At 54.8% G+C, this 11,448-nt stretch carries 12 protein-coding genes and 3 pseudogenes; 8 read left to right on the plus strand and 7 right to left on the minus strand.

The window, feature by feature from the left end:
- The 3 genes and pseudogenes from OKC27_RS21525 to OKC27_RS21540 form a co-directional block, all read left to right on the plus strand.
- Positions 1-479: antirestriction protein (locus tag OKC27_RS21525; protein WP_442866077.1), on the plus strand; the 479-nt coding region annotated here is incomplete at its 5' end.
- Positions 480-606: 127 nt separating this feature from the next.
- Entirely contained in the window at positions 607-762 is a 156-nt protein-coding gene (locus OKC27_RS21530; protein ID WP_013213988.1) for a hypothetical protein, read from the plus strand.
- Between the two features lie 463 nt (positions 763-1,225).
- Positions 1,226-2,089: pseudogene (locus tag OKC27_RS21540) on the plus strand (IS1182-like element ISKpn6 family transposase); the annotation flags it as partial.
- 249 nt (positions 2,090-2,338) lie between these two features.
- Here the strand turns inward: OKC27_RS21540 and OKC27_RS21545 are convergent.
- The 4 genes from OKC27_RS21545 to OKC27_RS21560 all read right to left on the minus strand — a co-directional run bounded on the left by OKC27_RS21545 (position 2,339) and on the right by OKC27_RS21560 (position 5,827).
- Positions 2,339-3,220, minus strand: a complete 882-nt coding sequence (locus tag OKC27_RS21545) for a carbapenem-hydrolyzing class A beta-lactamase KPC-2 (protein WP_004199234.1) — start codon at positions 3,218-3,220, stop codon at positions 2,339-2,341.
- 221 nt (positions 3,221-3,441) lie between these two features.
- On the minus strand, positions 3,442-4,092 hold the full coding sequence (gene bla / locus OKC27_RS21550) for a class A beta-lactamase (protein WP_045286946.1): 651 nt from the start codon (positions 4,090-4,092) through the stop codon (positions 3,442-3,444).
- A gap of 74 nt (positions 4,093-4,166) precedes the next feature.
- Positions 4,167-5,147, minus strand: coding sequence for an IS481-like element ISKpn27 family transposase (locus tag OKC27_RS21555; protein ID WP_013213985.1), 981 nt, complete (start codon positions 5,145-5,147; stop codon positions 4,167-4,169).
- Positions 5,148-5,269: 122 nt separating this feature from the next.
- The gene (locus tag OKC27_RS21560) at positions 5,270-5,827 is read right to left on the minus strand and encodes a recombinase family protein (protein WP_001217881.1); all 558 of its coding nucleotides are present in this window, start codon (positions 5,825-5,827) and stop codon (positions 5,270-5,272) included.
- 162 nt (positions 5,828-5,989) lie between these two features.
- On the opposite strand from OKC27_RS21560, the pseudogene OKC27_RS21565 reads away from it, so the two are divergent.
- A pseudogene (locus OKC27_RS21565) lies at positions 5,990-6,367 on the plus strand (DUF4158 domain-containing protein); the annotation flags it as partial.
- Positions 6,368-6,380: 13 nt separating this feature from the next.
- Here the strand turns inward: OKC27_RS21565 and OKC27_RS21570 are convergent.
- Positions 6,381-7,655 (minus strand): IS4-like element ISApu2 family transposase, encoded by a 1,275-nt coding sequence (locus tag OKC27_RS21570; RefSeq protein ID WP_045892401.1) that lies wholly within the window; start codon positions 7,653-7,655, stop codon positions 6,381-6,383.
- A gap of 156 nt (positions 7,656-7,811) precedes the next feature.
- On the opposite strand from OKC27_RS21570, the gene OKC27_RS21575 reads away from it, so the two are divergent.
- Entirely contained in the window at positions 7,812-8,183 is a 372-nt protein-coding gene (locus OKC27_RS21575; protein WP_004099020.1) for a hypothetical protein, read from the plus strand.
- 317 nt (positions 8,184-8,500) lie between these two features.
- Positions 8,501-9,769, plus strand: a complete 1,269-nt coding sequence (locus OKC27_RS21580; RefSeq protein ID WP_011191342.1) for an IS4-like element ISApu1 family transposase — start codon at positions 8,501-8,503, stop codon at positions 9,767-9,769.
- A 67-nt stretch (positions 9,770-9,836) separates the two neighbouring features.
- On the opposite strand, the gene OKC27_RS21585 is transcribed toward OKC27_RS21580, so the two are convergent.
- Complete coding sequence (locus OKC27_RS21585; RefSeq protein WP_068979436.1) at positions 9,837-10,070, minus strand: hypothetical protein; 234 nt, start codon at positions 10,068-10,070, stop codon at positions 9,837-9,839.
- The gene (parA, locus tag OKC27_RS21590) at positions 10,067-10,696 is read right to left on the minus strand and encodes a ParA family partition ATPase (RefSeq protein WP_068979437.1); all 630 of its coding nucleotides are present in this window, start codon (positions 10,694-10,696) and stop codon (positions 10,067-10,069) included. Before parA ends, OKC27_RS21585 begins: the two co-directional genes overlap by 4 nt.
- A 178-nt stretch (positions 10,697-10,874) precedes the next feature.
- On the opposite strand from parA, the gene OKC27_RS21595 reads away from it, so the two are divergent.
- Together OKC27_RS21595 and OKC27_RS21600 are read left to right on the plus strand one after the other, a co-directional pair.
- A complete protein-coding gene (locus tag OKC27_RS21595) occupies positions 10,875-11,117 on the plus strand; it encodes a type II toxin-antitoxin system RelB/DinJ family antitoxin (RefSeq protein WP_068979438.1) in 243 nt (80 codons plus the stop codon).
- Positions 11,107-11,343, plus strand: a pseudogene (locus tag OKC27_RS21600) (type II toxin-antitoxin system RelE family toxin); the annotation flags it as partial. The gene OKC27_RS21595 and the pseudogene OKC27_RS21600, both read left to right, overlap by 11 nt.
- Between the last annotated feature and the right edge of the window lie 105 nt (positions 11,344-11,448).

An 11,448-nucleotide genomic window follows, 5' to 3' on the forward strand; every position in this document is an offset into this window, starting at 1 on the left:
TTCATCGACCTGGATGCGCTCGTGGCGGGACTGGAGCTGGGCTGACGGAAATTTCTGGGATTCCGGCGTACAACCCCCTGATCTGCTCCCTGGTCGCCACCCCTCGCCGTATGGCTGCAATGCCCCGCTATGTAGGCCGTTTCTATGTGGTTTTCGAGTCGATGCTTTACCAGCAAATGAAAGGGCTCTGCCGCGAGTATCGCGGGGCTTATTGGCTTATGTGGGAGCTGTCGAACGGCGGCTTTTATATGGCTCCTGGGCGTCGTGATGAAATGCTGAACATCGAGGCCATGAACTACTTTAGTGGCCAAATGAGCGCCGATGCTGCCGGGATTACCGCTTGCCTCTACCTCTATAGCCATCTGTCATTTCACACAGAAGGCGCTGACCAGGAGCGGTTTTCAAGGCTGTATCACAGCTTGCGGGATTGGGCTTGTGAGCATGACGAAAAAGAGGCCATCTTGGCCGCAATAGACTAGCAACAGAAAGCCCCGGTGATGGCCGGGGCTCTTAAAGGAGGTGCATAGGTAGAAAAAGAAATGGTGCCCCTGGTATGGCTGCAACCAATCACAGGGGCTTTCACCGGTCAATTTGAGGATAAACGCGATGAATACGGATATTGTATCACTTGCAAAACACATTGGCGACGCTCTGACGGCCCGCCGCCCCGTTCATATGCCGCGCATGAAGATGCGGGAGCTTGGCTTGCTCTTGATTGAACTGAAGGCGTATCGGGAGGCCGCCGCGACCGTTACCCATTGATAAAAAAGCCCCGGCATTGACCGGGGCTATTTGAGGATTTATCGCATGATTAGACCTGAAACGCTTAGGCCGTTCGCTGAAGATTGGCAGGCTCCAACCGCCGATGAAATCAAAGAGGTGTTGGAGCTGATTAGGCAACGAAAAGGGCTTAGTAAGCCTCTCAGTGGCGTTGATGTCGCTGATCTCGTTGGTTTGCCTGGTGAGAGAGGCAGCGGAAAGGGAACCCGAACCTTCAGGCGTTGGGTGAGCAAAACCAACCCTAGCCCTATTGCTTATGGTGCCTGGTCTATCTTGGCCCACCTGGCAGGTTTCGGGGCTATATGGGACGCTGACCGGGATTGAAACCATGACCGAACATAAGGCCGAACGTGCTCCCTGGGGAGACTTCCCGGCAGTAGTGAGGAACGGCGATCTAAAGGATCTCTCTAAAGAACCTGAATACGAAGCCGCCAAACATGGCGACCACAAGGCGATGAGCTATAAGCGCATGAAGCCGGCCGAGGACGAATTGCATTGCGAGATCAAGGCGCTGCTTGATCGCGCCAAGGCTACCGACGACCAGGAGCGTAACGAGCCGGAGCTGGACATTCCTGCCGAGATTTCTCGCCGCGAGAAGCGCCTGGAGGCGATCCAGGCGGCAAAGGCGCGCCTGGAAGCGCGCCAGCGTGAAGCGGACCAGGCCCGGGGGCGCAGCGAAGACGATGGCCGCCGGCCTCGCCATCCGGATGGCTCGGACAAGGGCGGTGGCTCGTACAAACGCGAGTTTGGTGTGCCGGATGACCGTGATCAGGAAAGCTTCACCGATCCGGACAGCCGGATCATGAAACACGCCGGTGGTGGCTCCGAGCAGAGCTACAACGGGTACACAGCGGTCGATGCCGAGCACCAGATCATCGTGGCGGCGGAGTTGACCAACTGCGCCGCGGACAGTCAGGCGCTGCTGGGCATGCTGGCAGCAGTTCAGGCCAACACCGGAGAAATGCCGGCCCAGACGCTGGCGGATGCGGGATTCCGTAGTGAGGCTGTTCTGGCAAAGGTCGCCGATCACCACGGCGATGTCATCGTTGCCCTCGGCCGCGAGGGACGTGAAGATGCCAAGGTCAATGCCAAGACCCATCCGCATACGGCGGCGATTGCGGCGAAATTGAAAACGGAGCAAGGCGATGCAGCTTACCGCCGGCGCAAGTCGATCGTGGAGGCTCCGAATGGTTGGATCAAGGCGGTGATGGGATTGCGTCAGTTCAGCATGAGGGGCCTGGACAAGGTGCAAGCCGAGTGGAAGCTCGTCTGCATGGCGCTAAATCTGAGGCGAATGGCGTATCTGTGAGGGCGAAGGTTAAATGGGGCGGCTCAAATGCACCCCAGTCGTCATAACACGCCGCGCGCCGCAAGATTGGTATCCTTGGCGCCGACGCCTTGCCAATTGCAGAGAGCGCCGCCGCCATCGTCAGTGCTCTACAGAAAACCGGTCACACGGCTCTGCCGCGCAGACTCCTAGCCTAAATGTGACAGTGGTTGGTAATCCATGCCGCCCGCAAGGGCGGCGGTGGTGGGCCAATAGATGATTTTCAGAGCCTTACTGCCCGTTGACGCCCAATCCCTCGAGCGCGAGTCTAGCCGCAGCGGCGATGACGGCCTCGCTGTGCTTGTCATCCTTGTTAGGCGCCCGGGTGTAGACGGCCAACACAATAGGTGCGCGCCCAGTGGGCCAGACGACGGCATAGTCATTTGCCGTGCCATACACTCCGCAGGTTCCGGTTTTGTCTCCGACTGCCCAGTCTGCCGGCACCGCCGCGCGGATGCGGTGGTTGCCGGTCGTGTTTCCCTTTAGCCAATCAACAAACTGCTGCCGCTGCGGCGCAGCCAGTGCAGAGCCCAGTGTCAGTTTTTGTAAGCTTTCCGTCACGGCGCGCGGCGATGAGGTATCGCGCGCATCGCCTGGGATGGCGGAGTTCAGCTCCAGCTCCCAGCGGTCCAGACGGAACGTGGTATCGCCGATAGAGCGCATGAAGGCCGTCAGCCCGGCCGGGCCGCCCAACTCCTTCAGCAACAAATTGGCGGCGGCGTTATCACTGTATTGCACGGCGGCCGCGGACAGCTCCGCCACCGTCATGCCTGTTGTCAGATATTTTTCCGAGATGGGTGACCACGGAACCAGCGCATTTTTGCCGTAACGGATGGGTGTGTCCAGCAAGCCGGCCTGCTGCTGGCTGCGAGCCAGCACAGCGGCAGCAAGAAAGCCCTTGAATGAGCTGCACAGTGGGAAGCGCTCCTCAGCGCGGTAACTTACAGTTGCGCCTGAGCCGGTATCCATCGCGTACACACCGATGGAGCCGCCAAAGTCCTGTTCGAGTTTAGCGAATGGTTCCGCGACGAGGTTGGTCAGCGCGGTGGCAGAAAAGCCAGCCAGCGGCCATGAGAGACAAGACAGCAGAACTAGACGGCGATACAGTGACATCAACGATATTCCTTGTTTGAAGGTGGAGCTAGGTGTAGCGGCCGGATGTAATCAGGCCGCTACAGCTGGGATTAGGGGTCTGACGCTCAGTGGAACGAAAACTCACGTTAAGGGATTTTGGTCATGAGATTATCAAAAAGGATCTTCACCTAGATCCTTTTAAATTAAAAATGAAGTTTTAAATCAATCTAAAGTATATATGAGTAAACTTGGTCTGACAGTTACCAATGCTTAATCAGTGAGGCACCTATCTCAGCGATCTGTCTATTTCGTTCATCCATAGTTGCCTGACTCCCCGTCGTGTAGATAACTACGATACGGGAGGGCTTACCATCTGGCCCCAGTGCTGCAATGATACCGCGAGACCCACGCTCACCGGCTCCAGATTTATCAGCAATAAACCAGCCAGCCGGAAGGGCCGAGCGCAGAAGTGGTCCTGTAACTTTATCCGCCTCCATCCAGTCTATTAATTGTTGCCGGGAAGCTAGAGTAAGTAGTTCGCCAGTTAATAGTTTGCGCAACGTTGTTGCCATTGCTGCAGGCATCGTGGTGTCACGCTCGTCGTTTGGTATGGCTTCATTCAGCTCCGGTTCCCAACGATCAAGGCGAGTTACATGATCCCCCATGTTGTGCAAAAAAGCGGTTAGCTCCTTCGGTCCTCCGATCGTTGTCAGAAGTAAGTTGGCCGCAGTGTTATCACTCATGGTTATGGCAGCACTGCATAATTCTCTTACTGTCATGCCATCCGTAAGATGCTTTTCTGTGACTGGTGAGTACTCAACCAAGTCATTTTTCAATATTATTGAAGCATTTATCAGGGTTATTGTCTCATGAGCGGATACATATTTGAATGTATTTAGAAAAATAAACAAATAGGGGTTCCGCGCACATTTCCCCGAAAAGTGCCACCTGACGTCTAAGAAACCATTATTATCATGACATTAACCTATATGTCAAGACCCGGCTGGTTATACACGCGTTTCCTGAACAATTCAGGGCGTTTTTCATGCCATTCCTTGAGCGCCTGAACGGGTGTTTTGTGTTGGAGCGCGCGTTGCGGAATGCTGTGGTTGTAGATCTTGACGTAATTGCGCAGCGTCGATTCCAGTTCGGCAGCTGAACCAAAACGGGTCTGGTTGACGATGTCGCTGATACGACCGTTGAAGCGCTCCACCATGCCGTTGGTCTGCGGATGACGAGGCGGGATGAGCCGGTGCTCGATGCCGAGCTGCTTGCACAGGCGGTCGAACACGTGTGTGCCGCTGGGTTCCTTCTTCTTGCCGCCAGCCGTGAAGCGGTCGGTGAACTGGCTGCCGTTGTCGGTCAGAAGCTTGACGATCTTGACGGGACAGGCTTGCTGGACTTTGTTGAGGAAGTCGCCACTGCTGCCATCGGTCTGGTCGGCATAGAGCTCGATGAAGACCCAGCGCGTAGCACGGTCGATGGCAACGAAGAGATAGCGCCTTGCCGTCTCGTCGGGCATCTGCGGCAGGTACTTGATGTCGATGTGCACAAAGCCCGGCTCGTAGTCCTTGAAGGTCTTTTTCGTGGCGGGCGCAGTGCCTTCCTGCTCGACCAGGTTACGTAGATCCGAGACACCGTGGCGGCGCAGGCAACGTCCCAGGCCGGCACGCGAGACGGCTGGATTGATGAACTCGCGCGTGACCGCCAGCAGGTCGTCCGTGGGCAGCAGCAACGTCTTGCGCAGCTCCACCACGATGAGCTCCTGCTCGGGCGTGAGCGTCGTGTACATCTTGTTCGGCGCATGCGACTTGTCTTCAGGAGACTCGCGGTTTTGCCACTTTCGGATGGTTTGGCGGGTGACGTTGTACATCCTGGCCAGTTCGGCCTGCGGGAGCGTCGAGTTCCTGATTTCCTCACGGATCAGGTGGGTAGTACGGGCTTGGCTGTGCAGTGCCTGGGTCATCGAGTTGCCAGTGAAGAGTCGGATTGGAACAGTGTACGCAAAACGTGTCTGGCCTTGAAGAGCGGCCAGCTACGCATGGGTACATGATCCCACGAGTCCAGACACCTATAAAAATAGGCGTATCACGAGGCCCTTTCGTCTTCAAGAATTTTATAAACCGTGGAGCGGGCAATACTGAGCTGATGAGCAATTTCCGTTGCACCAGTGCCCTTCTGATGAAGCGTCAGCACGACGTTCCTGTCCACGGTACGCCTGCGGCCAAATTTGATTCCTTTCAGCTTTGCTTCCTGTCGGCCCTCATTCGTGCGCTCTAGGATCCTCCGGCGTTCAGCTTGTGCCACAGCCGACAGGATGGTGACCACCATTTGCCCCATATCACCGTCGGTACTGATCCCGTCGTCAATAAACCGAACCGCGACACCCTGAGCATCAAACTCTTTTATCAGTTGGATCATGTCGGCGGTGTCGCGGCCAAGACGGTCGAGCTTCTTCACCAGAATGACATCACCTTCCTCCACCTTCATCCTCAGCAAATCCAGCCCTTCCCGATCTGTTGAACTGCCGGATGCCTTGTCGGTAAAGATGCGGTTAGCTTTTACCCCTGCATCTTTGAGCGCTCTGATCTGAATATCGAGGGACTGCTGGCTGGTTGAGACCCGCGCATAACCAAAAATTCGCATAAAATGTACCTTAAATCGAATATCAGACACGATGTGTCTATTATGCCAAAATGACGATTTAATGGACACTCAAACGAAGCCGTTTTACTATGTCTGATAATTTATAACATTTCGGACGGTTGCAAAAATGTTACTAAATGCCCGTCAGGCAGGGAGGCCGATATGCCCGTTGACTTTCTGACCACTGAGCAGACTGAAAGCTATGGCAGATTCACCGGTGAACCGGATGAGCTTCAGCTGGCACGATATTTTCATCTTGATGAAGCAGACAAGGAATTTATCGGAAAAAGCAGAGGTGATCACAACCGTCTGGGCATTGCCCTGCAAATTGGATGTGTCCGTTTTCTGGGCACCTTCCTCACCGATATGAATCATATTCCTTCCGGCGTCCGGCATTTTACCGCCAGACAGCTCGGGATTCGTGATATCACCGTTCTTGCAGAATACGGTCAGAGGGAAAATACCCGCCGTGAGCATGCAGCGCTGATACGTCAGCACTATCAGTATCGTGAATTTGCCTGGCCCTGGACATTTCGCCTTCATGTACAGAACCTTAAGCGGCAAGCGAATTAATAATACCGTCTAACGTGTTGTTTTGCTTGGATTTTCTCTGCCTACTCTTTTTGCCGTTTTTGGATAAATACACCATTGCCCACTCCAACTTCTCTGTTATTTCCTGCCACGCACCATGGATGATGCTCGCCAATATCGGCATTAACCAAAGCGCGCTGTTTTTGGCAATCTTCAGCATCGATAACTCCGCGCTGCCAATCAGCGTCAGCGCCAGCCGACGTTTGACCAGCAAGGCCAGCAAACTAGCCCAGATCAAGCCTTCCGCTATCGCTTTTTGTCGTGTCGCGAACGCCTTCAACCGGTTATGTGATTTCAGCTCTTTGAACAACAGTTCGATCTGCCAACGGCAACGATACAATGCCATCACCTTCTCGGCTGGCCATCGCTCACGCGGAAGATTGGTCATCCATATACAGAACCGTTTTTCCTCTGCAAACCAACGTCTTATGAGTCGATATTTATACTTTCCCGAACTCACATCCAGATCCAGAACCTCGGCTCTGCAGCTTCTCCGATCGATATCCTTGAGCTTTTTTCCGAGTAACTTGGGCATTTCCCTGCCGTCCTGTCGGTAAGCTGCCTGTACTTTGGGATTGAGATTTTGACTCCCTCTGACCAGATAGCTTCCTTTGGCTTTGGTCACATCAGCAAAGTACTCGCGGCTGATGTAACCGGCATCCGCCAATAACAGTTTGTTATTTAACGAATTTTCGGCCGGAAGATGCTTGCGCTCCGATTCGGTATCCGCCGTGATACTCATCGATATCGGCGACTGGTCCAGCAAGGACATGGTCATATGACACTCTACCGCAGCGGGGCTGTGCTTATTGAATCGGCCCGGGAAATGTTCTGCCAATTGCGGATGTAACGCGAATGACGACCCGTCCTGCAGCAGTACCTGCTCAAAGCCTGCCAGTCCGTGGGCGTCCGGTAGACACTCCTTGAGGCGTAAGGCGATGGCTCGTTCAACCAGTGCGCGCATGAACAAGGGAAAACCCTGCTTGCGTAACTGGTTGTGAAAGGGTTTATACGCTATTTGGTCAGTATCATGGAGCTGCAACGCATTGAAATGGCGATGCAAACCAGCAATACCATCCACCTTGTCGCAACCAAGCCCTGAGAGCAGAGCCGGGAGTAGTCTCGCAGGCTGGATATCCCGGAGTCGCTGACAAAAACCGGTAAATTTACCGATCCGGTTGAGTTCAGAAGAGCTAAGAAGTTGCTTGAGGTACTGGGTTGCATTGATAATAGTCATGGCTTCGGGCGTGTCGGTTTTTTTTTGCGATTAAATCAGATCACAAACGAAGCCTTTTTTCTATCTATTTCAATTGGTTGTAGCTAAAGATCCTGTACATGACAGGTCACTGCAGCGGCCAAACTGTTGCCACATCTCAGTTCAGGAGGAAACGCAATGACTCAGGAAAGGATCCAGACCCGCTACCCACTCGGCGGCCCCTTCGCCACCCAGGCTGAGCTGGAGCAGGCCATCACCCAGGCCATAACGACCCACAGACAAGATTTCTTCCCTCTGCTGGAACGGCTGGTGGACGTGGGGGACACCCGGGTCAACCTCAGTCAGGAGAACCCGCTGCGGGTGCTCAGCATCGAACTCGCTGACGGCCGTGAAGGAGTGGCCCATATCAACTACGAGTCCAACTTCGCCGAGAGCTGCCTGATTATCAACGAATACGACCAGCACCAGACCAGCCTGGCCTTTCGCCTCGACGGGGATGCACTTATCTTCGACGTCGAACTGCCGATCGCGTGGAATTTCAATAACTGAAGATTCAGCGGTGTAATGCCGCCTGGTTGCTACACCCGGTCAGCCAGCTCCCCTCACCCTAACCCTCTCCCAAAGGGAGAGGGGATCAGCCCGTGCCAACCTCCAGCCGTGGTAGTCACTCCATACTCTGCTGTTATTTCAGGCGCCTGTAATCTTCCCCATATGGCTGTCATCTGAATAGCAATATCCAGCATATAGCCACCATAACCCTCACTCATGTACAGGATCTTTAGCGGCAACCAATTGAAATAGATATAAAAAAGGCTTCGTTTGTGATCTGATTTTATCGCCAAACAAAATCAACACGCGCGAAGCCTATGACTATTATCAACGCTAATTACTATCTGGAGCAACTCTTGGCTCCCGCCGCACTCGAGCGCATTGCTCGGCTCTGCAAGTTTTGTCTGCGTCAGCGTGCCATTACCCCAGCCATGCTCGTACCTGCACTGCTGCGGGCCATGGGAGGCGACCAGGTCAATGACATTGCCGGTTTACACCGCCATTTCAATGCCTTGCAACTGGTAAACACCCATCAGGTTTCTTACAAACCGTTTCACAATCAGCTGCGCAAAGAGAGCTTTGCCCTGTTTATGAAAGCCCTGGTCGAGCGGGCCATCGCCTTGCGTATCGACCATCAACTCAAAGCAGCCTCCCTCGGCGCGTTCAAGCAGGTGTTACTGCACGATGGCACCTCCTTTGCGGTGCATCGGCGCCTTGCTGCTGATTTTCCCGGCCGGTTCAAGACCATCAGTCCGGCAGCTATCGAGTGCCATATGACCATGTCACTGTCGGAGCAGAGCCCGTTGTGCATGAGTGTGTCTGCCGATACCGCAGGGGAACGGCAATTTCTGCCTGAAGCCCACACGCTGACCAACTGCCTGCTGCTGGCTGACGCAGGTTACATTGACAGGGCTTGGTTTGAGCAGGTGAACGACGCTGGCGGATTTTATCTGGTGCGCGGCACGAAAAGCCTGAACCCCAAGATAATCCAAGCCTGGCGCGGTGATGGACGGGAAGTACCCAAGCTGGCGGGACTATCTCTGAGAGAGGCCGGACGGCGACGCTGTCGGGCCGAGGTACTGGATATGGTGGTGAAGTCCGGCCAGGTCGAGTACCGGTTGATCCGGCGCTGGTTTGCTGAGGAAAAGCGGTTCTGTCTGTGGATGACGAACCTACCGCGAGCAGCATGGTCAGCAGAGCAGGTGATGAGCCTGTATCGCTGCCGTTGGCAGGTGGAGTTGTTATTTAAAGAGTGGAAATCGCACAACCGGCTCAAGGGGTTTGTGACGGGCGAGAAAGCGATTGCCGAGGGGTTGGTGTGGACGAGCCTGCTGTCGCTGGTGATGAAGAGACGGGTCGCGCAGAGTGTGATGAGTGGGGCGCTATCGATGCTGAAAGCGTCGAAGAACAGTGCGACGTGGTGGCTACCGCTATTGGAAGCAGTGGCCCATAGGGCGCTGACAGAAATAAGGGAAAGATTGGAATGGGCTGCCGATTATTTGGCCAAGAACGCCTGCCGAACCAAGCAGAGAAAGTCGATACAGAACAGGACCTTGGAAGGCGTTTTAAATGGACTCGCCGCTTAAGGTCCTGTACATGAAGGGGCGTTACGGTAAATCCGCCGCCCCTTTTTGCTGCCTATCAAAATCGCAATTACAGATTTCCGTATTTCTTCAAAAGCAGTTCGCGCACCTCGTCCGCGATCTTGGCTCCGCGCGATGCACATTGCATCTTGATTGCGCGGTGCAGGCTTTCGGGGATGTCGATGGTGAGCCGCTTCATCGGCTCAGGTGCATTGCCGGTGCTGCGGTTCTCTACCCACTCATCGGCGGAGGCCTGCGCACTCTTGCTGGTCGGCTTGGCGCCGATGGTGACCTTCTTGCTCATCGTGCAATCTCCATCAATTCTGCCATGACGGCATCGATCTCTGCGGCGGCTGGACCGGTCTCATCAGTTTCATGAACAGCGCGGCCTTGGGCTGCGGCCTCTGCGAACACTACGCGCTGGGTGATACTGGCGGTTAGGACAGGTATGGGGTAGGCGGCCAGAGCTGCACCAACATCCCGCCCTATGGCTGTATTTGCGATTTTACGATTAACCACAAAAGCGGCTTTCAGTCCTTCCTTGTAGATGCGAGCCTCTTCAATCAGCTTCACCACCTCGTCTGCTGCCCAGATGTCGTAGGGGCTGGGTTGTACCGGGATCAGCACCACATCAGCGGCCATGATCGCGGAGCGAGCGAGGTCGGTTACCCGTGGTGGTCCGTCGATGACAATGTGGTCATAGCCCTGGCCGAGTTGTCCGATCTCCTTATGCACGGTGGCTCTGGGGAGGCCGACGACCGAGAACAGGGGCTCGCCATCACGAGCTGCGGCCCAGTCCAGGGCGGAGCCTTGTGGATCGGCATCGATCAGAAGAACCCGAAAGCCGCGGCGGGCCAAGCTAGCCGCCAGGTTCACGCTGAGGGTGGTCTTGCCAACGCCGCCCTTCTGGTTGAGCAGTCCGATGATCATGGTTGAATTCTCATTATTTGTGGTTTTGTAAAAATACAGAAAAGCACATGCAATGAGCAATCAAAATAAGTTCCAGACTCCATGAGTTCGTCCGGCCTGCACTCCCTAGTTCTGGTTGTGCAACGGTATTGCCAGTATTACAATGTAATGGCGTTTGAAATTACAAAGTGAGGCGGTTATGGGCACGATTAACCTGCGCATTGATGATGAACTGAAGGCACGTTCATTTGCGGTGCTGGACAAATTGGGGGTGACCCCCTCGGATATTATCCGGCAAACCCTGGAGTATGTGGCCTCTCAGGGGCGGAGCCCGTTTCGCACTACCGTGGTGACGGAGGACGAAGAGGCACTGTTAGCCATCGTGCGAGAGCGCTTGGCCAGCCCGCAGAAAGGCATCAAGGTATCGCTGGATGACCTTTGAACTCGAGTTTGATCCGCGAGCGTGGAAAGAGTGGAAAAAGTTGGGCGATACCGTTCGCCAGCAGTTCAAAAAGAAACTTTCAGAGGTGATCGAGCGCCCCAGGATTGAGGCAAACAGGCTGAATGGGATGTCTGATTGCTACAAGATCAAATTGCGTGGCGCGGGGTATCGGTTGGTTTACCAGGTACAGGATGATCGGGTGGTGGTATTCGTGGTCGCAGTGGGGAGGCGCGAACGGGAAGAGGTATATCTGGACCTGATTACCCATGACCCTCAGCCAGCTTCAAGAGCCGATATGGCATCGGAGGGCTTGCCACGACTGCATGCCCCA

This window comes from Aeromonas sp. QDB62 (genome assembly GCF_027705695.1).
Taxonomy (GTDB): domain Bacteria; phylum Pseudomonadota; class Gammaproteobacteria; order Enterobacterales; family Aeromonadaceae; genus Aeromonas; species Aeromonas allosaccharophila.

Excerpts from the sequence above, each read along its gene's own strand:
- OKC27_RS21530 (WP_013213988.1), top strand. The coding sequence starts at position 607 with ATGAATACGGATATTGTATCACTTGCAAAACACATTGGCGACGCTCTG.
- OKC27_RS21545 (WP_004199234.1), bottom strand. The coding sequence starts at position 3,220 with ATGTCACTGTATCGCCGTCTAGTTCTGCTGTCTTGTCTCTCATGGCCG.
- OKC27_RS21555 (WP_013213985.1), bottom strand. The coding sequence starts at position 5,147 with ATGACCCAGGCACTGCACAGCCAAGCCCGTACTACCCACCTGATCCGT.
- OKC27_RS21560 (WP_001217881.1), bottom strand. The coding sequence starts at position 5,827 with ATGCGAATTTTTGGTTATGCGCGGGTCTCAACCAGCCAGCAGTCCCTC.
- OKC27_RS21570 (WP_045892401.1), bottom strand. The coding sequence starts at position 7,655 with ATGACTATTATCAATGCAACCCAGTACCTCAAGCAACTTCTTAGCTCT.
- OKC27_RS21575 (WP_004099020.1), top strand. The coding sequence starts at position 7,812 with ATGACTCAGGAAAGGATCCAGACCCGCTACCCACTCGGCGGCCCCTTC.
- OKC27_RS21580 (WP_011191342.1), top strand. The coding sequence starts at position 8,501 with ATGACTATTATCAACGCTAATTACTATCTGGAGCAACTCTTGGCTCCC.
- OKC27_RS21585 (WP_068979436.1), bottom strand. The coding sequence starts at position 10,070 with ATGAGCAAGAAGGTCACCATCGGCGCCAAGCCGACCAGCAAGAGTGCG.
- parA (WP_068979437.1), bottom strand. The coding sequence starts at position 10,696 with ATGATCATCGGACTGCTCAACCAGAAGGGCGGCGTTGGCAAGACCACC.
- OKC27_RS21595 (WP_068979438.1), top strand. The coding sequence starts at position 10,875 with ATGGGCACGATTAACCTGCGCATTGATGATGAACTGAAGGCACGTTCA.